The following is a 22,127-nucleotide window of genomic DNA, read 5'->3' as shown; positions in this document are numbered from 1 at the left end:
AGGGTTAACTGATGGCTAACCAAAGGAGAAGAGGCATGACCAATCCGAGTGCCGCCGATGAACTGGCGCTGATCGATCGCTACTGGCGCGCCGCCAATTATCTGTCCGTCGGGCAAATCTACCTGATGGCCAACCCGCTGCTACGCGAACCACTGCAGCCCGGGCATATCAAGCCACGTCTGCTCGGCCACTGGGGCACGACGCCCGGCCTTAACTTTATCTATGCGCACCTCAACCGCATCATCCGCCAGCGCGAGGTGGATCTGCTGTACGTCTGCGGCCCGGGGCACGGCGGTCCGGGCATGGTGGCGAACAGCTGGCTTGAAGGCAGCTACAGCGAGATCTATCCGCACATCAGTGAAGATGCTGCAGGCATGCAGCGCCTGTTTAAGCAGTTTTCGTTTCCCGGCGGCATTCCCAGCCATGCGGCACCAGAAACGCCGGGCTCGATTAACGAAGGCGGCGAGCTGGGCTATTCACTGTCGCACGCGTTTGGCGCGGTTTTCGATCATCCGCAGCTGATCGTACCCTGCGTGATTGGTGACGGCGAAGCCGAAACCGGGCCGCTTGCCGCCAGCTGGCACGGCATTAAATTCCTCAATCCGCAGCGTGATGGTGCGGTGTTACCCATTCTGCATCTGAACGGCTACAAAATTGCCAACCCGACGCTGCTGGGGCGCAGCAGTGATGACGATCTGCAGCAGCTGTTCAGCGGTTACGGTTATGAGCCGCTGTTTGTCTGCGGGCACGAGCCGGCCGACATGCATCAGCAGATGGCGGCAGCGCTGGATAACGCGTTTGATAAAATTGCCGCTTATCAGCAGCAGGCGCGCAGCGGCCAGACAGAGCAGGCGATCCCGCGCTGGCCGATGATTGTGCTGCGCAGTCCGAAGGGCTGGACCGGCCCGAAAGAGGTGGACGGTAAAAAGGTGGAAGATTTCTGGCGTGCGCATCAGGTGCCGGTGGCGGCATGTCGCGAAGACGCGTCGCATCGGCAGGTGTTAGAGCAGTGGCTGCGCAGCTATCAGCCGGAAGATCTGTTTGACGAGGCGGGTAAACTCAGGCCGGAACTGCGTGCGCTGGCGCCGCAGGGGGATAAACGCATGAGCGCCTCACCCTATGCCAACGGCGGACGGCTGCGCCGCACGCTCAACACGCCTGACATCCGCGAGTTTGCGCTCGACACCGGCGCGCCGGGCAGCCAGCGCGGCGAAGCCACTAAGCAGTTCGGCCACTACCTCAGCGCGATTTTTCAGCGCAACGCCGATAACTTCCGTCTGTTCGGGCCAGATGAGACCGCCTCGAATCGCCTGACGCCGGTCTTTGACGTCACCAGCCGCAGCTGGATGGCAGACATCGAACCGTATGATGAGCAGCTGGCGCGTGACGGTCGGGTGATGGAAATTCTCAGCGAGCATCAGTGTCAGGGCTGGCTGGAGGGCTATCTGCTCACCGGACGACACGGGCTGTTTAACTGCTATGAAGCCTTTATTCATATCATCGATTCGATGTTCAATCAGCACGCCAAATGGCTGAAGGTGACGCGCAAGCTGGGCTGGCGCCAGCCGATCTCGTCGCTCAACTATCTGTTGTCTTCACACGTCTGGCGCCAGGATCACAACGGTTACAGCCATCAGGATCCCGGTTTTATCGATCACGTGGCGAATAAAAAGGCGGATATCGTGCGCATCTATCTGCCGCCAGACGCGAACACCCTGCTGTGGGTGGGCGATCACTGTCTGCGCACCTGGGATCGCATCAACGTGATTGTCGCTGGCAAGCAGCCGTCACCGCAGTGGCTGGACATCGACAGCGCCATTGCCCACTGTGAGGCGGGTATGGGCGAATGGCGCTGGGCGAGCGATGACGGCGAGCCGGACGTGGTGATGGCCTGCGCCGGCGATGTGCCCACCATGGAGACGCTGGCGGCGGTGGATCTGCTGCGAAACTATCTGCCCACGCTGCGCATTCGCGTGGTCAACGTGGTGGATCTGCTGGCGCTGCAGACGCAGCAGCAGCACCCGCACGGCAAGTCGGAAGAGGATTTCGATGCGCTGTTTACCCGCGACAAACCGGTAATTTTCGCCTTTCATGGCTATCCCAGCCTGATTCATCGTCTGACCTATCAGCGCAGCAACCACGCCAATTTCCACGTGCACGGCTTCAACGAAGAGGGCACCACCACCACGCCGTTTGATATGACGGTGCTCAACGAGCTGGACCGCTATCATCTGGCGCAGGCGGCGATTTTGCATGTGCCGGGCCTGGCCGATCGCCATCCTGAATTGCTCGACGACCTGCAGCAGCGCATCGCGGAGCACCACCGCTACGTGCGCGAATACGGTGAAGACGTGCCGGAAGTACGTAACTGGCTGTGGCCGGGCTAACCCGACCCGGGCGCGAAAAAAAACCGCCTGAGAAGGCGGTTTATGGTTTATTCGGCCTGTTTATCCCCGGATTCAGGCGCGCTGGTTTCGTCATCTTTCGGCTTCTGGTCGGGGCTGTTTTTACGCGGATCGTAATCCGGCTGGTCGCCGTGAACGGGACGATCGGTCATTGTATACTCCTTAACGGTTACCATGTGAACCCGCGCCACCGTTGCCAGCTGCGCGGATGAAAGGGTGGCTGCGCGGCTCAGCCCGGAACATTCTGCCGCTTCTCTGTGTGCTGATGTTTCCCCATAGCCAGTGCGCTGGCGCTGGCCGGATCGAACAGAGACAGGCTTTCAATCTGGTCGACCATCAGCACCTTACGGAACTCCAGCGCGCTTTTGGGTTTGGAGACAAAGCTAATCTCGTGCTGGTGATACCAGCGGCTGTAGTTATGCTCAATCGCCAGATTCAGCGTGCGCGAATCGCGATAGCCGCTGAGCATCGGAATAAGCACGATATTGGCGGTGCTGGGATATTCAAAGGTGGCAGCGTGAATCATGCCGATGTAGATACGGCGCGATTTCAGCGTAACCCAGGCCAGTTCGCCTTCTTCCATGCAGTGCAGCAGCAGTTGTTCAATACCGTTAGAGCGCGACAGGCGCTGATATAGCTCTTTGCGACTGCCGGCGGTCAGCCGCGCGCTGCCGGAATTGGAACGATACACACAAAACAGCACGGCAAACGCCAGCATGATCACCACCGGTGCCTGAATGCCGAGAAAACTCCATGTCATGAAATCGACGTGCCAGCGCGCATGGAGATCGGCAGACAGCGCCAGGCTGTTATTGATGGCCGATGCCGCCAGCAGTAGCAGCCAGACCAGGCCGGTGGCGACCACGCCCTGAACGACAAAAATGCAGCCGTACAGCGCAATGAGAAAATAGACGTCCCAGCCAAAGGAGCGTTTTATTTTCAGGCGGCTGGACATATCGCGACTGGTGTACCAGTAGCCGCAGACCATCAGCACCATAAATATCGCGGTTCCCATCAGATATCCTTTAAGCGCTTAATATGATCGGCGAAGTCCTGCTGTACCTGCGGGCTGAGGGGATTAACCGAAGCGTTACCGTCTTCGTCAATAATAATCCGGTCACCTTCCTGAATGGATTCACGAATATCCTGGCGGCTCATCACCTGCAGTAATGATTCCGGACTGGAAAAAAGAGAGGTAAAATAGCGCAATATCACGTCAGGCTGTTCCTGTAAGGCAATAAATAGTTAATTGATCATATAACGTTTTCTGCCAGATTCAGGCGGTTTCAGAGTTATCTGTTAAACGTGAGGAAAGTCAGCGCAGGGTAAGACAATAATCCGGGGGGTAACGGCGCGCTCCCTGCGCCATGGCCGCCTCATCCTGTGCTGGCCGGCTAATCACGAGCCGCGATTGCTGCTCTGACCGCCTTTTTTACCGGCTTCGGACGCTTTTTCGCGGTCGTTTTTAAAGTTGCCGCCGCTGTGCTGTCCGCCTTTTTTACCGGCTTCTGATGCTTTCTGTTTATCTTCTGCGAAATTACCTGAACCGCCTCGATGCTGAGTCATAATATATCCTCTTCATGAGTAATAAATAACATGACGTTGTTGCGCTGTCATGTGCGTGTTGCGTATTTAATAGTAATCGCTGGTGCTATTTCTGCAAGCGTGACGGCGCATAAAAAAGGGCGTTTTTATTTTTTATCTTAGTTTGTTGAAATAACAATAATTCTGCGCTGTCGCTGCGCTTATTTAAAACTTTTGCGGCGGTGAAGTAATAAAATGAAACACTCCAGTGCACCCAACCGGCCGGGCCAGACAGCTGACCCGGCGCCGTGAGCCACGCTAAATAACCATGCCTAAAATCTGCAGGATGCTCTGTTGCGAAGCAGTAATAAAAGGAATGTCTTTGATGTGCTGCATGCCAAAGGCTTCATAAAATTTGCGTGCGCGCACGTTCTCGCCCATCACTTCCAGCCACAGATAGCCTTCCTGCTTATCGCGTGCGGCGTGGATAATGCTTTCGAACATGCGCCGGCCATAGTTTTTACCGGTTTCCTGCGGATTGAGGTAGAGCTTATTCAGCTGGGCACCGCTCATGCCGGAGTCCGGTACCGGCGTATTCCAGGTCACTTTGGCAAAGCCGATGGGTTTGTTGGTTTCGGCAATCAGCCAGCTTTCGTTGGGGGCCACCAGGCTGCTGCGCAGTTCGGCCAGGCCGTACTCTTTATCGATGAATTCATCCAGCTCGGCTTCGGAGACCCACATATGTTTGAAGTGGGCGCTGTAGGTCATGCGCCCCAGCTGATGCAGCAGTTCGGCATCATCAGGCTGCGCGTTGCGTATGGTGAATTCCATGCCAGTCTTCCTTCAGTTTTTATGTTTTATCCTGCGTTACGGCAGAGTGGGGGTGTCAGCGGGCATCCTGCCCGTACAGGTGACCCGTCATTATGCGCGAATCAAACCGGGTGTCATCCCTTTTGCGGTAAGGATGTTGGCTGAATGTCTTGATTTTTTAACAGGAAAGGAGGCAGGCGCAGGATGTCCAGCGGGCGGAGCATCCTGAATTGAGGCGGGTGGTGCGAATTAAAAGCCGTAACTGGTGAGGCGATGGTAAAAATCCATATGGTTTTTGCAGCCCAGCTTGCGTGAGATGGTGTTCTTGTAGTGGCTGATGGTCTTATTGCTGAGGTGCAACGCATGCCCGATCTCAGTCATGCGGCGCGGACCCGCCAGCCAGCGCAGCAACGTGAACTCGCGCTCGGTCAGCACATCGGCATTGCCGTGCGGTGCGGCGACGGTGGCAACGTTTTCCGGCGTCAGCACTGCACTGACCAGCGTCGCCAGCGGGCATTTTTTACTCAGGATCAGCGCTTTCTTCAGGTGGCGGGCCACGTAATTCAGCACGGCTTCATCGCTGATGTCGGTGAGAATCACCAGCTCAACGCCCGGCGTTTTGAGCTGCATCAGCAGCAGGCTACGCAGCGTCTCTTCCAGGTTTTTACTGGCAAAATGCAGCTCGCTGATCACCACGTTGCGCCCGTGTCCGGTGGGGATTGGGTCATCCGGCGAGGTGAGCGTCAGGCAGCTTATCATCTGCCCGGAAAAGTAGAGGCGCAGACCTTCCGTAATCCAGCGGTCGCTATCCATAGTGAAGATGTTCAGCATTGTTTCCTCCTGTGCTCGCGGTTAACCCATTTGAACGGAAACCGCGCGGAGCCGATATCAGACGGCCTGCGTCAGGTTGTAGGAAAAGGCTGAGAAATGTCCGGGATGGCTGAGCTGCAGGGGGACAACATGAAAGCTGGTTTCTGATGAATGAAGCAAAACCGGTACGGTGGCGAACCGGGGAGATCGCCCGGGATGATGTCAGCTGCCACTGTTGCTCTGCAATTTCATTTTCCTGTCATTTTTAGTCTTTAGGGTGTCAGCTCCTCTGTATGGACATGAATAATATGAAAAGAAAAACGCTTCCTTTGATTCTCGGTTGTACCCTCTCGTTATCCACGCTAGCGGCGCAGCCGCAAACCGAACGCTATAGCGTCACTTTTCCTCAGGGGACGCGCGTCAGCTACAGCGGTGCGTTCGCCAGCGCGTTTCCGGAGGGTTTGCCGGTGGGCATCGGTTCCGGTTTGCTGTTTACCGGCAGGCAGGGAGACACGCTCAACTTTGTGACCGTCACCGACCGCGGACCGAACGCCGACTCGCCTGACATGGGTAAACAGGAGTCGAAAATTTTCGTCACGCCGGACTTCGCGCCACTGCTGATGAATATCCAGGTGAAGAACGGCAAAGCGCAGGCGACGGACGCCCGACCGCTGCACGACGCAAAGGGCAATATTAACGGCTTGCCGCTGCAGAATGGCGTCATCGGGTCAACCAATGAGATCGCGCTAAGCGATAAATTGAACGTGCTGCAGGGCGATAACCGGGGTCTGGATACGGAAGGCATTACGCTGGACGGGAAGGGCGGATACTGGCTGTGCGATGAGTATGGTCCGTTCCTGATTAACGTTGATAAGCAGGGCAGGATTCTGGCGATTCACGGGCCGCAGGCCATGGAAGGGGAAAAATCGATCGCGGGTGGTCTGCCGAACGTTCTTAAATGGCGCCAGCCAAATCGTGGCTTTGAAGGGATCACGCGCATGCCGGATGGACGTATCATCGCCGCGGTGCAGAGCACGCTCGATATCAACGGGAAAAGTAAAAAGCAGGCACGCTTTACCCGCCTGGTGAGCTTCGATCCGGCCACCGGGAAAACCGCGATGTATGGTTACCCTATCGACAGCGAGGCGTACAGTAAAAACAGCGACGCGAAAATTGGCGATATCGTGGCGATCGATAATCAGCATATCCTGCTGATTGAGCAGGGCAGCGACAAAGACGACGCGATGCGTAACCTTATCTATAAGGTGGATCTCAGTCAGGCTAGCGATCTGGCCGCATTCGATAAGGCCGGTGACTACCCGGAGTTTGACGACGCCAAAACGCTGGCGCAGCGCGGCATCGTGCTGGCAACGAAAACGCGGGTGGTGGATCTGCGTCAACTCGGCTGGCAGCAGGAGAAGGCCGAAGGGCTGGCGCTGATCGACAGCAACACGCTGGCGGTCATCAATGACAATGACTTCGGCGTGAAAATGGTGCTACAAAATCCGGTGGAAGGTAAGAAGCGCAAGGATTATCGGGTCAACGACCAGGGCAGGCTGACGGTAGATGACAAGCCGGTTGCCACCACCATCAGCGTGAAGCCGCTGGATAAAGCCAGATCGGACAGTGAGTTGTTTATCATAACGCTGGCGGAACCGCTGCAACCCTAGAGGCTGCCGTGCTGGCGCTGAACACCGGTGCCAGCACGAAAACGCTTAAGGCTGAATGACTCCCCGTTGTGTCATCGGGGAGGTCATCGCGGCCTCGTGTTTAACAGGATGTGGAAACTCAGGGTGGCTATTGCTCAGGTGATTAAGAGATATCGCCTGATAAATTTACCCTGATACAGCGCACAGCCATTAAATGGCCTGAAACGGCAGCGTCAGTTCCTGGGATAAGGCAGACTGACTCTCAGGAAAAATTTTTGCCTGGAGTGAGAAGCAGGCATTGATTCATAGATTAAGGCAAATAATCGCGCGGCGTTGCATTCAGGATGGAGCGAAAAGCAGCGGTATAAGCAGCAGGACATGAAAAACCGAGCTTATAAGCGACCTGTTTGATAGGGATGTTATTAGCAAGGAGATCTAACGAAGCATAAATTCTTGCTCTTTGCTTCCAGGTTCTGAAACTAAAACCCGTATCCTTAATAAACAATCGCGAAAAGGTACGTTCAGACATTGACGCGATAAAAGCCAGATCGCTCAGTGGTATTTCCCAGCGATGATTTACCACAAGTTCTCTGGCCGCAGAGAATAATCGCTCATCACGTGGCATTGGAAGTTCCGCAGTAAGAGAAGGCGCTTCGCTGAGTATTTCCAGAAGCAACAGAGCCATTTTCCGCTGGCTCGGTCTGTTGTAGTTATCACTGAACAGACCGGTTATCAGTTCTTTCACCAGTGGCGTAGCCGTAATGACATGCACCTGGTCACTCTTCGCAAAATTTGTACATTCCGCGATAAGGCTGTCACTGAAATAGACGGCCCTGAGATCTGTGTGAGACAGCAGATTGTAACTATGTATCTGCAGAGGCGGTAGCCACAATGCACGCTGAGGGGGGATAACCCAGCGGTTGTTTTCCGTTTCGACCAGCATCACGCCTCTGGTTGCATAGAGGAGTTGCCCTTCAAGGTGATGATGAGGAGGATCGGTTTCTCCTCGCTGATAGCTAATCGCTGTGCCGGACCAGCCAGTGGATGCTTCATGTCTTGGCGCTTTATCTATACTACCTGGCATTTCAGATTAGAGTCCTGCAACTATGATGCTGCCTCGAAACCATCCGGTGTACCAACTCACTGGATGAGTGTGTCGTTTATCAGTCAGATTATCACAGGTATAACAGGAGCCTATCCTCATGCGGGTACACTTTATCGTACATGAAAGTTTTGAAGCGCCAGGGGCTTATGAAACATGGGCCAGAAATCAAGGTCATAATGTGACTTACTCGCGTGTATACGCAGGCGATGAGCTACCCGTGGACGCCGAAGGTATTGATTTCCTGATCGTGATGGGCGGTCCGCAGGACCCGTCCACGACCCAGAGAGAGTGTCCGCACTTCGATGCGAAAGGCGAGCAGGCGCTGATTGCTGCTGCTGTTAAAACCGGTAAAGCCGTTATCGGTATCTGCCTTGGCTCACAGCTGATCGGTGAGGCGCTGGGCGCGCCGTTTGCTCACAGCCCTGAAAAAGAGATTGGTAAGTTCCCGATCACGCTAACTGAAGAGGCTCGCGAGGATGCGTTGTTTTCTCACTTTGCGAAGTCGCTTGAGGTCGGTCACTGGCATAACGACATGCCGGGCCTGACCGCGGATGCAAAAATCATCGCCTACAGCGAAGGCTGTCCCCGCCAGATCGTTTCCTATTCAGATCGCGTCTTTGGTTTTCAGTGCCACATGGAACTGACGCTGGATGTTGTAGAACGGCTCATCGCTCATTCGCAGCAAGACCTGAGCCGAGCCGCAGAGTATCGCTTTGTTCATACGCCAGAAGAACTTCGTGCGCACGACTACAGCGAAATGAATCAGGTACTTTTTGGCTTCATGGATAAGCTCGAAGCGCGCTACAAATCAGCTTAAACACCGCTTTATGCCCGGTGATGTTTATCTCCGGGCATTCTTTATCAGAAGCTGATACATGCAGGCACCATGACCTTTTGTGCACCCTTCAAACCCTACTTTCTATCAACTGCTCGGCACAGGACCGATTCCGCCGGAGCGTTACTTAAGGTCCAGAGCGGCCATCACTGCTGCTACATCTGCCACCTCTGCGGCCGATAAGGGTAACAGGGGACGAGGCAGACAGTCGGCTTCGGTCAGCCCCAGTATGCCTGCTGCCGCTGCGATCACGCGGATACTTCCGCCATGCTTACGGAACAGATCCCATAAAGGTTGCAGGCGGTGAGTTAAGGCAGTAACGCGTTCAGCGTCGTTAATGGCTGCGGCCTGCGTAATTTGTTTGGCGGTTTCCGGGAAGATACCGCCGCAAACAGAATACCAGACTTCGCAACCGGCATTCAGCCCCAGCCCCGCACTGGCGTCACCACTAATACCCAGGGTCACGCCAGGACGAAGATGTTGTCGTAATGCAGCAACGCGTTCAGCTGCAGCGATGGGGGTATCCGGTACTCCCGGAATTTTAATTGAGCGAATCCCTTTCAGTGACGACAGCTGCCCGAGCAGTTCGTCGGTAAAGCGGAAATGCGTGGTGCCGGGGTTGTCATAAACACAAACCGGTACTGAAGCATGGCGGGTAACCGTCTCAAAGAGGGCATACACCTCTTCATTACGCAGCGGCTGGTAACTCATCGCCGGCAGCAGCAGCGCAGCAGCGCCTGCGGACTGCGCATCTTCAGCCAGATGCAGTACGGCATCGGTACTGATAGCACCCACGCAAACCATCACGGGAATCTCCCCGGCAACCTGACGGGCCAGCGTTGCGCTGCGTTTGCGCTGTTCCCTGCTCAGGTAAGCATAGCTGCCGGTTGAACCCAGAACCCCCAAAGAATCGACACGGGCTGCCGTCAGGCGAGCCAGGATCTTCGTGAATCCCTGTTCATCGACACCACGCGCGGTGACAGGCGTTAACGGGAAAGCAGACAAGCCGGTGAACATGCAGAGTCTCCAGAACTGAGTTAAAGGTGTTACTCGCCGATGAGGGTGACGTTACACTGCCGTCCGGGCATCATTTCTTCAAGGCCGTCGGTCAGCATCTTTCCGGCTTCATGCAGCTGATCGGGCGGCATCTGCGGCAGACTTTCCAGAATAAACCACATGTGTTGCGCTTCAACGCTTAAGCGAGTCCTGATTCCCTGCCGCCAGTTCCAGCGACGGCAGGTTACGCCGGCATCATCACACCAGACGACTTCGCCAGGCGCAGGATATTCCACCGCCATAACCCCTTCTTTCATGGTATCAAAGGGTTCCGTGCCTGTTGCCACCGTCAGGCGAGGTGCACCCCGGTACGCGGCAATATTTTCTCCCCCTACGGGCACGGCATAACGCAGACTGACAGCGTTATAAAGATCAACGACCGGATCGAGCGCGGGCAGGGTGCCATCGCGAAGCACGCGTTTGCGTAGCGCCTCAGCAGAACAGGGCGTGCGTTTGGGTTTGGCACCAAATTTCTGAAACACATCGGCCCATGCGGCCAGATGGGATTCAGCCCAGTTGGGGGAATCTGACAGCACCGCCTCACAGGCCGCCTTCAGTGCCGTTACCCCGACGTGCGGATTCACGACAGGCGCTGCCTGCACGCTGATGCTGAGCGCCCGAAAACCGGGGGCGATTTGATAGACTTCAGGGGAAATTGACGGGGAAACGATTAACACGCGATAATCCTGTAATGACCATTTTATTTCATAATATCGACCAATGACCAAAAAAGTCAATTTAGTGACCTTTGCCGGTGCAGATGTCAACACGGTTAATGAAGCCGTATCTCTGCGGATTAAGCAGTTTCGTAAACAAAGAAAAATTTCTCTCGATGAGTTATCCCGCAAAGCCAGTGTCAGTAAGGGGATGCTGGTTGAGATAGAAGGGTGCAAGGCTAATCCCAGCATTGCACTGCTATGCCGGCTTGCTGCTGCCATGGGCGTGTCCGTGGCGGATTTTGTTGATGTCAGCGCCAGGCCTGATGTGCACATCATCGCTGATACGGACATCCCCGAACTCTGGACAGGAGACAAAGGGGGAAGTGCCAGGCTGCTGGCCGGCTCAGGTGGACCCGATATGCTTGAGCTGTGGCTGTGGGAAATGCGGCCAGGCGAAAAGTTTGAATCACCCGGGCATACCTCAGGCACGCTGGAGCTACTGCACGTAAAATCCGGAACCCTCACGCTTGGCGTGAAAGAGAGCGTATTTCAGGTAACGGCGGGATCCTCCGTTACAGCCAAAACCGATGTTCCACATTTCTACGCAAACCAGGGAGAAAACACGCTGAACTTTATCATGACGGTAAATGAAAAAGCGTCATAAACGTTTTTCAATGGACGGCCAAAGAAGCCCTGATTTGTGCGCAAATAATCATCCTTGGTTTTCGCTATTCATGTCCGTTTCTGCCACCAGGCGGACTGTGTATTCGCCATGAGCGAGGAGCGGATATTAGCGACAAAGAGCCGGGGAATATCACATAGCGGCCAGGTCGATATCGCACATGGCTTGATCTAATAGCCGCTGGCGCCTTATTAAGGTGTATAAAATATCCGGATCGCTACCAGAATGGATCGATGAGGATATCTGACTACACCGTTGGAATAGTGCCGCCATCGATGACAAATTCAGTACCGGTGATCGCGGCAGCATAAGATGATGCGAGGAAGACAATGAGATTTGCTACCTCAATGGGTTGAGAAGGGCGTCCCAGCGGAATACCGCCAAGTGCCTTCATGATGATCTGCTTACCGCCTTCGTAATCTGTTCCTGCCTGCTGCGCCAGCCGTTCCGCCATGGCCACGGAAGCTTCGGTTTCGATCCAGCCGGGTGCCACGCGAACCACCCGAACCCCCTGCGACGCAACCTCTTTCGACAGGCTTTTACTGTAGGCTGACAGCGCCGCTTTCGCTGCTGCATAACCCGTGGTTGATTCTGGTAAGGGCAGTTCTCGCTGGATAGAAGTGACATGGATGATCACTCCGCCCCCCTGCTGCAGCATGGCAGGCAACAGCGCACGATCTAAACGTACCGCGGGCAACAGATTAAGATTGAGCTCCTGTTGCCACTCCTCTTCACCCAATGCTGCAAAGCCACCACCGGGTGCAGTAGAACCGCCAGCCACATGAACAATGATGTCGACGCCTCCCAGATGTGTCTGAACGGCTTCCGCGACTGAGTTACACCCTTTAACCGTGGTCAGGTCTGCCGTTACGAAAGCGTCTGCTCTACATTCTGCGGATGCGTGGCGTGCGGTTGTTAATACTGTTGCACCCAGCTGTTTGAATAGCCCAACTACCGCTTTACCCACACCTTTGGTACCCGCAGTGACCAATATGCGTTTACCGTGGAAATCGAGATCACATGGCATTGGAGAATCTCCGGTCTGTTGATGTGGCAGTACAATAATCAGTAATGCTGGCAATATCGCCACCCTTGCTGAGCGCGAAGTCGTCATAAATAGCGAGCAGTAATGTAAATGGCATAGACCTTTACTCCCTTTGTTTACAGTACGGTCATATTCCACATAGACTGTTAAATTGACAAGTACGCACAAAAAAGTGAGTTACTGAATGATGAGTAAGTTATACAGTCCGGAATCAGCCGCAAGCGGAGTGGCGCAGGTTATTCAACTGCTGGAAGGGCGCTGGAAATTAATCATCCTTTTTCATCTGTTCGACGGCAAAGTACAGCGCTATTCAGATTTTGAAAAATTAATTCCCGGTATTTCGCAGAAGATGCTGGCGCAACAACTGAGACAGCTGGAAGCCGACGGTATAGTGTCGCGGATGGTGTATCCTCAGGTGCCACCGAAAGTGGAATATCGACTCACTGAATGGGGACAGGCACTTTGTCCTGCTCTTGATGCCATGCTGAAATGGGCGGAAAGGCGCCCGACTTAACCAGCCTCCCGCCGGATGCCATCAATTTCCGCCGTGCTCTAAAATTAATGCTGCGAATCCGGCAACGCTCCACCTTAAAGTGCAGCGATTATCGCGGCTTCCATTTTTTCCGGGGGCGTGATCGGTGCAAAGCGTTTCAGCGGCTGGCCGTCGCGTCCGATGAGAAACTTGGTGAAATTCCACTTAATCCGTCCGCCCAGCACGCCGGGTAGTTCCGCTTTCAGATAGCGAAATATCGGGTGCGCTGCGCTGCCGTTAACCTCGACTTTGCCGAACATCGGGAAGCTTACCCCGTAATTAACATGACAGGTTTGTGAGATGTCATCAGCGTTTCCCGGTTCCTGCTTACCGAATTGATTGCAGGGATAGCCAAGCACCACCAGACCCTGCGCGGCATATTTCTGATAGAGCGCTTCAAGGCCGGCGTACTGGGGCGTGAAGCCGCAATGACTGGCGGTATTCACCACCAGAACCACCTTGCCAGCGTAATCGGCCATTGAGATAGGTTGACCGGTCAGGCTGGTGGCCGAAAACTGATAAAAAGGGGTCATGTCAGTGTCCTCAAAACAGCACAGGTTCGATGTTGATGTTGCCACGCGGGCCCAATAGCGGGCTTCGTAGCCTGGCGCGCACAGCATAACTTTCTGCGCGCCGTTGTCACAATAACACTGACATCTAACCTTACAGACAGAGCCTGATCGCCGGCACAAAACTCTGCCTGCCAGTCTCACTCAGACGCCTCTGCCAGCAGTGCCGCCTGCACAGCTGGGCGCGCATTGATCCTTGCCATGTACGCCAGTAGCGCAGGCCAGCGATTCAGCGTGAGTTTGGACTGGTGTGTTCGCCATCCGGTCAGTCTTCTGTTGCCGCGCAGTCACTGCTGACGACGCTGCGTAAAGAAAGATAAGCGGCGGTCCGGAGGTCACTTCATCTGCTGGCTAACCGTCAGTTTCATAATGAAGGGCCTCGCCGCAATCTGTCAGCCGCATGAAAACCGGGAGGTTAATAAAAATCCGTGGCATCCGTGTGTTATGCCATCATGGCGCAATGACCGCCGACATCTGCTTCAACACTTCGTCACGTGCTCTCAGGCCAGCATTCGGCGTTAACACCTGTTCATCCTGAATCAGTTTGGCAAAAACAATTTTTTTCCTGCCTTTGGTCGCCCAGCCGACATACCAGCCATAGGCATGGTGCGGATCGTATTGATTATTTTTCCCCGGTGAGCCGGTTCCTGTTTTGCCGTGCACCGTCCAGCCCTTAACGCTGACGTCGTAGCGGGTAATATTATCTGTCATGTCATAGGCATGCTTGTTTACATGCAGCTCACGGTTAACGACTTTCCTTAAAAAGCCAATCTGCTGAACCGGTGAAATCTGCAGGGATGACATAACCCACACCCCATTCTGACCGGGGGCGCTGACGTCAACGGCGGAAACATCTTCGTTTCCGTAAGCAAACGCCTTTACATAGTCTTCAAAGCGATGTTGCCCGATTTTTTTAACAACCTGCTGCGAATACCAGAAGACCGAATATTTTAGCCATGCCGTGGGATCGATTTTATTCATCCAGTTTTTACCGCCCCAGTCCGGGTATCCTTGTTGGTAATCCCAGGCGGGTTCCTTTTCATTTTTCAGCACGCCGGCATCAAATCCCATCAGGCTGATGGCTATTTTAAAAGTGGATGCGGGTGTGACTTCTCCACTGCAGTCGTTGCCACTCTCCAGCAGGACTTTGCCTGATTCAGCGTCAACAATCAGGGTGCACAGGTTTTTGGCAAATGCCTGCTGTGAAAATAATATCGCAGCAACAGAGGCCATTACGGCCAGACGGGTTTTCATTGATGATTGAATCCAAAGTTAAATGCTAACGTAATTTACAACCTGAGAAAGGGCACTGAACGCGGTCAGGCTGTGCATAAAGAGACTGTTCACGCCACATCCCTTTATCATCTGCAAATTATCGCGTCCGGTGTGCTTATTAATAACCCTGAGCAGGGGTAAATAAAAACGATTTAATCTGCGCCTGTTTTTTAGGAAAACTAAACGATGCGAAACCGCATTTCCGGATGACAAACGGCGTGAAAACGACGCTATTGCGATCTGCACACCTGCGGCATTTTTCGTCTCGACGGTGATATAAGCGGTAATTAATGGATTGTAGTCCTGCGCCTACATAACCGGTAAGCACATCCGATGGTCAGAGATATTAATACGTGACAAGCTTATCCGCAGTTCACGGCAATCCTCTGCCAGGCATAATGAGAATGTATTTTCAGGAGTGGTTATGCAGCCGGTTAAACGTTGGCAACGCGATGTCTGCAATTTAAATACCCGGGCGTTAACCTGGGTGGCGGCGGGCGCATTTTGCGCGGGCTGCTGGTTATTGATCAGCGTGCTGGTACTAACCCTGTAACGCGTAGCCAGTGCGAAGAGAATTAGCGTCAGCCGGAAGGGAGTCCGCACCAGGGCGTCAGGGATGAAATTTTTGTAGTGGTTGGGGGCGCGTTGCCCCCTTTTTTTTGCCTGCAGACAGGGGTAATGCAATGCGCAGCCCGTGCGATTACGGCCCGAGACGCAGCGTTTCGGCGCGTTTTGCTGTCTCGTAAACGTATTGCAGCATCGGTTCTAAATCGGCATCCGGTCCGGCGCTGATAATTTTGCCGCGCAGCCATTCAATTTCACTGGTGATATCAGGATGAAAGATGGTGTTGTTTTGCGCGTTGCGTAACCACTTCAGCAAAAAGTTATTTTTCCCGCGTACGCCGCCGGACTTCTTGCTGTTCACATAGAGTTTTAACGCAACCAGAATGCAGTAATAGAAATGGACGCGCTGACTATAATTCTGCAACATCTCTTGGCTCTTCATCTGCCGTTTTTCACGCCCGCCAGTGTGCATTGATGTGAAAAGCAGGTCAAACACAATTGGCCGCGCGCCTGTCACAATTGCGAGCGCAACCAACATTTTAAGAATTTCTTTAGCAGCAGATAAATTGTGCCCGTCAGCAGCTGGATGCTTTACCGGGCAGAATAGCCTGTGATTATTTGTTAATAATCACAAAAAAGCACAGCCGTATCTGATAATTAGATAGATCCGATTCTCTAAATGAATTTCCCCTCCGCATCGCCATCTGCAACTCTGTTCTCCGCGCTGGCCACCTTTGCGTTTTACCGGCCGGTGAAATTTTTATTTGCATCAACATGGCTGTCATAAACAGGAGGTGAATTATGACAAAACCTGCTCTGGCGTTCGCTGCGGCCTTACTGGCGCTCAATGCCACCGCATCCGTTGCGGCTCAGCCGCATCACGTTTATACCAATAAAGATTTCTATAAAAATGGCGTCTTCCAGAAAGAGGTGGCGAAAGATGCAATAGCGCAACTGCTCGCCTCTTATGGTCATACGCTGACGCCGGCCATGCGCCAGCAGCTGTGGGTCAATGATTTCGGGCTGGGCGATTATCAGCATGTTGGCCTGGCCAGCATCACCTGGGTCAATAATCTGGATTACGGTTATTACGCTATGACCATGTATCTGCTGCCGAACCAGATGATTCCGGAGCATCGACACATGCCGATTAGCGCGCCGCCGGCACGTCCGGCAAAACATGAATCATGGCGCGTCCTCGATGGCTGGGTATATAACTTCTCAGAAATTGGCGCCGCATCAGCGGATATTCCGCCGACGCCGAAAAGTTTTGGTCCGGTGCAAAGCCACAATGTCGTCATTCAGCATCAGGGCGAAACGCTGTCGCTGAAAAAACTGGAGAGTTATCATTTCCTGATGGCCAACAGTAAAGGGGCGATTGTGGATGAATATGGCAACTGGCAGGATCGCCGTGGCTGGTTCAGCTCCAATCCTAAAGTCGCCCCTACGCCGTAAACCGTGCCCTGCGAGAGATAGTCGATGTGATTTCCCTGTAGCCACCGGAGGCGTTCGCGCCTCCTTTTTAATTAATGGCCTTTACCGGGATGCGCAGAGAGCCGCTCAGCCACGGCGATTTACCCGGTGCAGACGAATATCACGCTGTTTCATCTCTTCAACGGCAGCACAGGGGCAATCGTCATCGGTGATCACACCGTCCAGCTGCTGCAGCTTACATACGGAATACACGCTGTAACGACCATATTTGCTGCTGTCAGCCACCAGATAACGCTGCGCTGAGGCGGCCAGCACCGCCTGATTCACCAGCAAGGTGTCTTCGTCGGGTGTCGAGAGGCCGTGCGTGACATCCCACGCGCTGGCGCTGAGGAAGGCCAGATCAATATTGAACGCGGCAAGGGCGGTCGCCGCCATGGCACCCACGCTGGCAATATGCCGTTTATCGACTTTGCCACCCGTATGAAATAGCGTGATGTGGCTGTGACGCATCAGCCAGGCGGCAATCGTAAAGTCGTTAGTCAGCACGGTGAGACTTGCCTGATCGCCTAACGCACGCGCAATTTCATAGCTGGTGGTACCGGCATCGAGGTAGACCACCTGGCCATCCTGTACCAGCGATGCGGCATAGCGGCCAGGGCTTTGTTTGGCGTGCACGTTCAGCTGCGCCTTCTCCACATACGGCAATGCCTGATGGACCACGGCAGGCAATCTGGCGCCGCCGTGTATGCCAACCACCAGGCCGGCGTCCTGCAGGAATTTAATATCGCGGCGGATGGTCATCGCCGACACCGCCATCAGCGTGGCCAGTTCGTGAATGGTGGCCGATCGTTTCGCAAACAGGTAGCGATAAATAGCGTCTTTTCGGTCTTCGGGCAGCATCATGAGCTCGGGGTTAAAAGTGACGTTTTGCCTGCCATGCCACGCACGCATAGCGTCCGGTACGGCAGCTTCGCTATGATAGCTCATCTGAAGTTGAATCAGATTCAACGAGGCAATGAGTCAGGAGACACCGAAATGCCCGCCCTGCAACGTAATGAACTGGCCGATCTGAATGTTTTTCTGCTGATTTGCCGGCGCAAGAGCTTCCGCCTCGCCGCGCTGGAACTGGGGGTCACCACGTCGGCCATCAGCCACACGTTGCGCAGTCTTGAAGCGCGTCTTGGCGTGCGCCTGCTCAATCGCACCAGCCGGGCGGTGGTGCCGACGGACGCCGGTGCCGCTTTTTTGCGCCATCTGGAAACCGGCTTTGCGCAGATTGAGCTGGCGCTGAACGATCTGCACCTGTATCGCGAATCACCCAGCGGCCGCCTGCGGCTGAACATCCCGCGTGATGCCGGGCAGCTGCTGTTTCGGCCGATCCTGGCGCGCTTTATGGCGACCTATCCGGAGCTCAGTCTGGAAATTACGGTGGATAACAATCTGGTGGATATCATCGGCAGCGGCTATGACGCCGGGATTCGCTACGGCGCCAGCGTACCGAAAGATATGATCGCCATGCCGCTGACGCCCAAACTGCGCTGGATCGTGGTGGCGTCACCCGATTACGTGCGCGACGCGCCGCCGCTGCAGCATCCGGACGATCTGCGCAACCATCGCTGTATTCGCATGCGCCTTGGCAATGGCACGCTGTATAAGTGGCCGCTGGCGCAGGGCAAGGTGACGTATGAGGTCGATGTGCCGGGCACGCTGACGCTCAATGAGAGCGACATGATTATTGATGCGGTCGCCGGCGGTTACGGTCTCGGCTACTGCCCGGAGCGCTACGTACAGGCGCAGCTGGCGAGCGGGCAGCTGGTGCGCGTGCTGACGGACTGGTGCAGCGAAGACGAACCGCTGGTGATGTATTACCCCGACCGTCGCCAGCTGCACCCGGGTTTACGCCGGCTGATTGAGATGATCCGCGCCGAAACGATGCGCTAACGCTGGACGCGTGCGGCGTAAATAATAAACGTCACCACGCCAAAAATTTCCAGCTCCTCCTCTTCACGCAGCCGGATGGGCTGATAGCGCGGATTCATCGGCATCAGCTGTACGCAGGGATGCGTCTGTAGCCGCTTGACGGTGAACTCGCCGTTAATGGCGGCGATTACGATGTCGTCGTGCCGGGCATTGAGTGAGCTGTCGACCACCAGCAGGTCGCCTTCGCGGATATTGGCATCGCGCATCGAGTCGCCTTCGACGCGCACAAAATAGGTGGCGCTGGGGCGGGTCACCAGCAGCTCATTGAGATCAATCTGGCGCTCAATGTAGTCCTGAGCGGGCGAGGGGAAACCACCGTGCACCGCGTCAAGGAATAGCGGGCGGGAGCGCGAAGGCGGTGAAAGCTGTGGCAAAAAGAAACGCGTCATAGCGAATATTCCATAGATACTGTTTTTATATACAGTATCAGGCGGTTTTTGCTATGATCAAGTCTGCCCGCGGTAAAAAAAGCGAAGCGTATGAAAAACAGCAGAATTCAGTTTTTTGCCGCGCAAACCGCTGAAAAGTGCACTCTTCGCTAAGCACTCTGTGCGCCCGTCTGGCGAAACTTCAATTGTTGTCTACACTTAATGTTGCCGATGTTCGTAGTGCGGTTGCAGTGTTGATGAAAATTTCGTTTAGTTCTGGAGCGTTACCCTTTCGATTCCCGTGTTTACGGAAAAACCTCCTCACTTCCTGCCTGCCTGCGAACAGACTGCCCGTTTACGTTCAGATACAGGAGGAGACGTGACCCCTGCGGTTAATGAGAACAGCACCCTGCCGTCGCTAAGTGGCGGACTTTACGCCTTCTTTTTTGATGTTGACGGCACGCTGGCCGCGCTTCAGTCGCAGCCCGAGTCGGTTTCCATCCCCGCATCGGTGCGCCAGCATCTGCAACAAATTTCTAATTTAAGTCACGGCGCGCTGGCGCTGGTTTCCGGCCGTCCGATCAGCCAGCTGGATGAGCTGGTCGCGCCGCTGGAAGCCCCGGCGGCGGGCGTGCACGGCGCTGAGCGCCGCGATGCCAGCGGACATCTGCATCGTCAGTCGCTGCCGGATGAGGTGGCGCAAACGCTGCAGGTTGAACTGCAGCAGACCCTTGACCAGTGGCCCGGTACGCTGCTGGAAGTGAAAGGCATGGCCTTTGCGCTGCACTACCGCAACGCGCCAGAGTATGAAAACGCCATCATGCAGCTGGCCGAAGAGGCGGTAACCCGCTTTCCGGCGCTGGCGCTGCAGCCAGGTAAATGTGTGGTGGAACTGAAACCGCAGGGCATCGATAAAGGTGCTGCGGTACGCGAATTTATGCAGGAAGCGCCATTTACCGGTCGCATTCCGGTATTTGTGGGCGACGATCTGACCGATGAGAAAGGCTTTCTTGCAGTCAATGCCATGCACGGCATCTCGGTCAAGGTCGGTGAAGGTCCAAGCCAGGCGCGCTATCGTCTGCCCGATGTGGCAGCGGTCTGGCACTGGCTGGAACAACTATTATTACAACTAGAACATGACAACGTCGGTAAGGAGTTTAGGTTATGAGTCGTTTAGTCGTCGTATCTAACCGTATCGCTATTCCTGATGGAAGCAAAACCAACGCAGGCGGTCTCGCCGTCGGCATTCTGGATGCGCTGCAGACCACCGGAGGATTGTGGTTTGGCTGGAACGGAGAGATCAGTGAGTTTTCCGGTGAAGAAGATGAGGAACTTACCCAGATCGAACAAGACGGCATTACCTATGCCTCATTCCCCCTCAATCAAAACGATTACGATCAGTACTACTGCCAGTTTTCTAACACGGTGATCTGGCCCGCGTTCCACTATCGCCTCGATCTGGTGCAGTACCAGCGTGAAGCCTGGGAAGGCTACTGCCGCGTGAATACCCTGCTGGCGCAGCGGCTGAAACCGCTGATCAAGCCGGACGATATCCTGTGGATCCACGATTACCACCTGCTGCCGTTTGCCGCTGAACTGCGTAAACAGGGCATCAATAACCGAATCGGATTCTTTCTGCATATCCCGTTCCCGACGCCGGAAATTTTCAATGCGCTGCCGCCGCATCAGGAACTGCTGGAAATGCTGTGTGAATACGATCTGCTGGGTTTCCAGACAGAATCCGATCGCGTGGCGTTTCTCGACAGCCTGAGCCAGCTGACGCAGCTGCAGAATAAAGGCGAGAAGAAGCATCGCGCCTTTGGCAATACCTTTATGACCGAGGTTTACCCTATCGGTATCGAGCCGGACAGCATTAAAGAGATGGCGGAAGGGCCGCTGCCACCGAAGATGGCCGCGATGAAGCGTGAGCTGGGCGATTTGCAGAATATTATCGCCTGTGAGCGTCTCGACTATTCCAAAGGCTTGCCGGAGCGTTTCCTTGCCTATGAAGCGCTGCTGGAAAACTTCCCGCAGCATCGCGGCAAAATCCGTTACTCACAGATTGCGCCGACCTCGCGCGGCGACGTGCAGGCCTATCAGGATATTCGTCACCAGCTGGAGACGGAAGCGGGGCGCATTAACGGTAAATACGGCACGCTGGGCTGGACGCCGCTCTATTATCTCAACCAGCATTTTGACCGCCGTCTGCTGATGAAGATTTTCCGCCTGACCGACGTGGGGCTGGTTACGCCGCTGCGTGACGGCATGAACCTGGTGGCGAAAGAGTATGTCGCGGCGCAGGATCCGGACGATCCGGGCGTGCTGGTGCTGTCGCGCTTTGCCGGAGCGGCCAACGAGCTGACTTCTGCGCTGATCGTTAACCCGTACGATCGTGATGATGTGGCGGCGGCGCTGGACCGCGCGCTGACCATGCCGCGCACCGAGCGTATCTCGCGCTATAACGACATGATGGCCGTACTGCGTAAGCAGGACATTTCGCACTGGCGCGAAAGCTTCCTGAACGATCTGAACACGCTGCCGGCACGCAGCGCCAGCCACGGTAGCGATAACAAGGTCGCGACGTTTCAGAAGCTGGCGTAATTAGCCCCGCAAGGCGCGATGTTCCCCTCAGGCAATGCCTCTCCCGTACGCGGGAGAGGTATCCGTCAGACGACGCAGGCAGGACCGTGCTGCGTAGCGTTTTCACGCGACACCCTCACCAGATGAAATCGATTTCATTTTGTTAAGCGCTAACCCGCTGACCCGGCACCAAAAAACGCACGAATTGGTTAAAATTAAGCCAGTTAATCACTGAAACGCTGAAT

Annotated in this window: 25 protein-coding genes and 1 pseudogene; 10 read left to right on the top strand and 16 right to left on the bottom strand. The window is 54.8% G+C overall.

The annotated features are described in order from the left end of the window. Nucleotides 1–35 precede the first annotated feature (35 nt). Nucleotides 36–2,387, top strand: coding sequence for a phosphoketolase family protein (locus C1N56_RS11250; protein ID WP_394516664.1), 2,352 nt, complete (start codon nt 36–38; stop codon nt 2,385–2,387). A 47-nt stretch (nt 2,388–2,434) separates the two neighbouring features. Here C1N56_RS11250 and C1N56_RS11245 read toward each other — a convergent pair whose 3' ends face one another. From C1N56_RS11245 to C1N56_RS11220, 6 genes are all read right to left on the bottom strand, one after another. Further along, nucleotides 2,435–2,557: a hypothetical protein gene (locus C1N56_RS11245; RefSeq protein WP_255412066.1), complete on the bottom strand. Its 123-nt coding sequence runs from the start codon at nt 2,555–2,557 to the stop codon at nt 2,435–2,437. A 77-nt stretch (nt 2,558–2,634) separates the two neighbouring features. Then, a complete protein-coding gene (locus C1N56_RS11240; RefSeq protein ID WP_058776510.1) occupies nt 2,635–3,420 on the bottom strand; it encodes a hypothetical protein in 786 nt (261 codons plus the stop codon). Continuing rightward, on the bottom strand, nt 3,420–3,617 hold the full coding sequence (locus tag C1N56_RS11235) for a hypothetical protein (RefSeq protein WP_031279223.1): 198 nt from the start codon (nt 3,615–3,617) through the stop codon (nt 3,420–3,422). Before C1N56_RS11235 ends, C1N56_RS11240 begins: the two co-directional genes overlap by 1 nt. 186 nt (nt 3,618–3,803) lie before the next feature. Further along, nucleotides 3,804–3,971 (bottom strand): con-10 family general stress protein, encoded by a 168-nt coding sequence (locus C1N56_RS11230; RefSeq protein ID WP_021506316.1) that lies wholly within the window; start codon nt 3,969–3,971, stop codon nt 3,804–3,806. A 276-nt stretch (nt 3,972–4,247) separates the two neighbouring features. After that, complete coding sequence (locus C1N56_RS11225) at nt 4,248–4,760, bottom strand: GNAT family N-acetyltransferase (protein WP_021506315.1); 513 nt, start codon at nt 4,758–4,760, stop codon at nt 4,248–4,250. A 228-nt stretch (nt 4,761–4,988) separates the two neighbouring features. Continuing rightward, on the bottom strand, nt 4,989–5,570 hold the full coding sequence (locus C1N56_RS11220) for a response regulator transcription factor (RefSeq protein WP_394516663.1): 582 nt from the start codon (nt 5,568–5,570) through the stop codon (nt 4,989–4,991). 287 nt (nt 5,571–5,857) lie between these two features. Here C1N56_RS11220 and C1N56_RS11215 point away from each other — a divergent pair, with 287 nt between their 5' ends. Beyond that, nucleotides 5,858–7,219, top strand: a complete 1,362-nt coding sequence (locus tag C1N56_RS11215) for an esterase-like activity of phytase family protein (protein ID WP_394516662.1) — start codon at nt 5,858–5,860, stop codon at nt 7,217–7,219. A 289-nt stretch (nt 7,220–7,508) separates the two neighbouring features. Here C1N56_RS11215 and C1N56_RS11210 read toward each other — a convergent pair whose 3' ends face one another. Then, nucleotides 7,509–8,282, bottom strand: a complete 774-nt coding sequence (locus C1N56_RS11210) for an AraC family transcriptional regulator (RefSeq protein ID WP_241797838.1) — start codon at nt 8,280–8,282, stop codon at nt 7,509–7,511. 118 nt (nt 8,283–8,400) lie between these two features. Between C1N56_RS11210 and C1N56_RS11205 the strand changes: the two genes are divergently transcribed. Continuing rightward, complete coding sequence (locus tag C1N56_RS11205) at nt 8,401–9,120, top strand: type 1 glutamine amidotransferase (RefSeq protein ID WP_088515888.1); 720 nt, start codon at nt 8,401–8,403, stop codon at nt 9,118–9,120. A 141-nt stretch (nt 9,121–9,261) separates the two neighbouring features. On the opposite strand, the gene C1N56_RS11200 is transcribed toward C1N56_RS11205, so the two are convergent. Together C1N56_RS11200 and C1N56_RS11195 are read right to left on the bottom strand one after the other, a co-directional pair. Then, a complete protein-coding gene (locus tag C1N56_RS11200) occupies nt 9,262–10,155 on the bottom strand; it encodes a dihydrodipicolinate synthase family protein (RefSeq protein WP_394516661.1) in 894 nt (297 codons plus the stop codon). A gap of 29 nt (nt 10,156–10,184) precedes the next feature. Further along, complete coding sequence (locus C1N56_RS11195; RefSeq protein WP_211726270.1) at nt 10,185–10,871, bottom strand: B3/B4 domain-containing protein; 687 nt, start codon at nt 10,869–10,871, stop codon at nt 10,185–10,187. Between the two features lie 43 nt (nt 10,872–10,914). Between C1N56_RS11195 and C1N56_RS11190 the strand changes: the two genes are divergently transcribed. Then, nucleotides 10,915–11,517, top strand: a complete 603-nt coding sequence (locus C1N56_RS11190; protein ID WP_058757649.1) for a helix-turn-helix domain-containing protein — start codon at nt 10,915–10,917, stop codon at nt 11,515–11,517. Between the two features lie 265 nt (nt 11,518–11,782). Here C1N56_RS11190 and C1N56_RS11185 read toward each other — a convergent pair whose 3' ends face one another. Further along, entirely contained in the window at nt 11,783–12,562 is a 780-nt protein-coding gene (locus tag C1N56_RS11185; RefSeq protein ID WP_058757650.1) for an SDR family oxidoreductase, read from the bottom strand. 205 nt (nt 12,563–12,767) lie between these two features. Here C1N56_RS11185 and C1N56_RS11180 point away from each other — a divergent pair, with 205 nt between their 5' ends. Next, nucleotides 12,768–13,094 carry a winged helix-turn-helix transcriptional regulator gene (locus tag C1N56_RS11180; protein WP_150361716.1) on the top strand — a complete coding sequence of 109 codons (327 nt, stop codon included), beginning with the start codon at nt 12,768–12,770 and terminating at the stop codon, nt 13,092–13,094. A gap of 74 nt (nt 13,095–13,168) precedes the next feature. On the opposite strand, the gene C1N56_RS11175 is transcribed toward C1N56_RS11180, so the two are convergent. The 3 genes and pseudogenes from C1N56_RS11175 to blaOXA all read right to left on the bottom strand — a co-directional run bounded on the left by C1N56_RS11175 (nt 13,169) and on the right by blaOXA (nt 14,935). Continuing rightward, entirely contained in the window at nt 13,169–13,645 is a 477-nt protein-coding gene (locus C1N56_RS11175) for a glutathione peroxidase (protein WP_394517469.1), read from the bottom strand. Between the two features lie 176 nt (nt 13,646–13,821). Next, nucleotides 13,822–13,920, bottom strand: a pseudogene (locus C1N56_RS11170) (glutathione transferase GstA); the annotation flags it as partial. 211 nt (nt 13,921–14,131) lie between these two features. Continuing rightward, the gene (blaOXA, locus tag C1N56_RS11165; protein ID WP_283341767.1) at nt 14,132–14,935 is read right to left on the bottom strand and encodes a class D beta-lactamase; all 804 of its coding nucleotides are present in this window, start codon (nt 14,933–14,935) and stop codon (nt 14,132–14,134) included. Between the two features lie 445 nt (nt 14,936–15,380). Here blaOXA and C1N56_RS11160 point away from each other — a divergent pair, with 445 nt between their 5' ends. Next, entirely contained in the window at nt 15,381–15,509 is a 129-nt protein-coding gene (locus C1N56_RS11160; protein WP_256378112.1) for a hypothetical protein, read from the top strand. 147 nt (nt 15,510–15,656) lie between these two features. Here the strand turns inward: C1N56_RS11160 and C1N56_RS11155 are convergent, their stop codons facing one another. Then, nucleotides 15,657–15,947, bottom strand: coding sequence for a hypothetical protein (locus tag C1N56_RS11155; protein WP_031279201.1), 291 nt, complete (start codon nt 15,945–15,947; stop codon nt 15,657–15,659). Between the two features lie 374 nt (nt 15,948–16,321). Between C1N56_RS11155 and C1N56_RS11150 the strand changes: the two genes are divergently transcribed. Beyond that, complete coding sequence (locus C1N56_RS11150) at nt 16,322–16,975, top strand: cupin domain-containing protein (RefSeq protein ID WP_058769674.1); 654 nt, start codon at nt 16,322–16,324, stop codon at nt 16,973–16,975. Nucleotides 16,976–17,080: 105 nt separating this feature from the next. Here the strand turns inward: C1N56_RS11150 and C1N56_RS11145 are convergent, their stop codons facing one another. Beyond that, on the bottom strand, nt 17,081–17,857 hold the full coding sequence (locus tag C1N56_RS11145) for a DeoR/GlpR family DNA-binding transcription regulator (RefSeq protein WP_394516660.1): 777 nt from the start codon (nt 17,855–17,857) through the stop codon (nt 17,081–17,083). 132 nt (nt 17,858–17,989) lie between these two features. Between C1N56_RS11145 and C1N56_RS11140 the strand changes: the two genes are divergently transcribed. Then, nucleotides 17,990–18,895, top strand: a complete 906-nt coding sequence (locus tag C1N56_RS11140) for a LysR family transcriptional regulator (protein ID WP_394516659.1) — start codon at nt 17,990–17,992, stop codon at nt 18,893–18,895. Here the strand turns inward: C1N56_RS11140 and umuD are convergent. Next, on the bottom strand, nt 18,892–19,323 hold the full coding sequence (umuD, locus tag C1N56_RS11135) for a translesion error-prone DNA polymerase V autoproteolytic subunit (RefSeq protein WP_021506286.1): 432 nt from the start codon (nt 19,321–19,323) through the stop codon (nt 18,892–18,894). The genes C1N56_RS11140 and umuD overlap by 4 nt on opposite strands. Nucleotides 19,324–19,681: 358 nt before the next feature. Here umuD and otsB point away from each other — a divergent pair, with 358 nt between their 5' ends. Then, nucleotides 19,682–20,470 (top strand): trehalose-phosphatase, encoded by a 789-nt coding sequence (otsB, locus tag C1N56_RS11130; RefSeq protein WP_021506285.1) that lies wholly within the window; start codon nt 19,682–19,684, stop codon nt 20,468–20,470. Beyond that, the gene (otsA, locus tag C1N56_RS11125) at nt 20,467–21,903 is read left to right on the top strand and encodes an alpha,alpha-trehalose-phosphate synthase (protein WP_021506284.1); all 1,437 of its coding nucleotides are present in this window, start codon (nt 20,467–20,469) and stop codon (nt 21,901–21,903) included. Before otsB ends, otsA begins: the two co-directional genes overlap by 4 nt. Nucleotides 21,904–22,127: the final 224 nt, after the last annotated feature.

The sequence above is a fragment of the Pantoea sp. SGAir0175 genome (assembly GCF_043547855.1).
The sequence above is the reverse complement of the archived record's forward strand: the minus strand, read 5'-3'. Positions and strand labels throughout refer to the sequence as shown.

Coding starts and splice junctions, on each gene's coding strand:
- C1N56_RS11210 (WP_241797838.1), bottom strand. CDS start 8,282: ATGCCAGGTAGTATAGATAAAGCGCCAAGACATGAAGCATCCACTGGC.
- C1N56_RS11240 (WP_058776510.1), bottom strand. CDS start 3,420: ATGGGAACCGCGATATTTATGGTGCTGATGGTCTGCGGCTACTGGTAC.
- C1N56_RS11215 (WP_394516662.1), top strand. CDS start 5,858: ATGAAAAGAAAAACGCTTCCTTTGATTCTCGGTTGTACCCTCTCGTTA.
- C1N56_RS11145 (WP_394516660.1), bottom strand. CDS start 17,857: ATGATGCTGCCCGAAGACCGAAAAGACGCTATTTATCGCTACCTGTTT.
- C1N56_RS11185 (WP_058757650.1), bottom strand. CDS start 12,562: ATGCCATGTGATCTCGATTTCCACGGTAAACGCATATTGGTCACTGCG.
- C1N56_RS11160 (WP_256378112.1), top strand. CDS start 15,381: ATGCAGCCGGTTAAACGTTGGCAACGCGATGTCTGCAATTTAAATACC.
- C1N56_RS11155 (WP_031279201.1), bottom strand. CDS start 15,947: ATGTTGCAGAATTATAGTCAGCGCGTCCATTTCTATTACTGCATTCTG.
- C1N56_RS11180 (WP_150361716.1), top strand. CDS start 12,768: ATGAGTAAGTTATACAGTCCGGAATCAGCCGCAAGCGGAGTGGCGCAG.
- C1N56_RS11190 (WP_058757649.1), top strand. CDS start 10,915: ATGACCAAAAAAGTCAATTTAGTGACCTTTGCCGGTGCAGATGTCAAC.
- C1N56_RS11245 (WP_255412066.1), bottom strand. CDS start 2,557: ATGACCGATCGTCCCGTTCACGGCGACCAGCCGGATTACGATCCGCGT.
- C1N56_RS11200 (WP_394516661.1), bottom strand. CDS start 10,155: ATGTTCACCGGCTTGTCTGCTTTCCCGTTAACGCCTGTCACCGCGCGT.
- blaOXA (WP_283341767.1), bottom strand. CDS start 14,935: ATGAAAACCCGTCTGGCCGTAATGGCCTCTGTTGCTGCGATATTATTT.
- C1N56_RS11150 (WP_058769674.1), top strand. CDS start 16,322: ATGACAAAACCTGCTCTGGCGTTCGCTGCGGCCTTACTGGCGCTCAAT.
- C1N56_RS11230 (WP_021506316.1), bottom strand. CDS start 3,971: ATGACTCAGCATCGAGGCGGTTCAGGTAATTTCGCAGAAGATAAACAG.
- C1N56_RS11225 (WP_021506315.1), bottom strand. CDS start 4,760: ATGGAATTCACCATACGCAACGCGCAGCCTGATGATGCCGAACTGCTG.
- C1N56_RS11205 (WP_088515888.1), top strand. CDS start 8,401: ATGCGGGTACACTTTATCGTACATGAAAGTTTTGAAGCGCCAGGGGCT.
- C1N56_RS11250 (WP_394516664.1), top strand. CDS start 36: ATGACCAATCCGAGTGCCGCCGATGAACTGGCGCTGATCGATCGCTAC.
- C1N56_RS11140 (WP_394516659.1), top strand. CDS start 17,990: ATGCCCGCCCTGCAACGTAATGAACTGGCCGATCTGAATGTTTTTCTG.
- otsA (WP_021506284.1), top strand. CDS start 20,467: ATGAGTCGTTTAGTCGTCGTATCTAACCGTATCGCTATTCCTGATGGA.
- umuD (WP_021506286.1), bottom strand. CDS start 19,323: ATGACGCGTTTCTTTTTGCCACAGCTTTCACCGCCTTCGCGCTCCCGC.
- C1N56_RS11175 (WP_394517469.1), bottom strand. CDS start 13,645: ATGACCCCTTTTTATCAGTTTTCGGCCACCAGCCTGACCGGTCAACCT.
- C1N56_RS11220 (WP_394516663.1), bottom strand. CDS start 5,570: ATGCTGAACATCTTCACTATGGATAGCGACCGCTGGATTACGGAAGGT.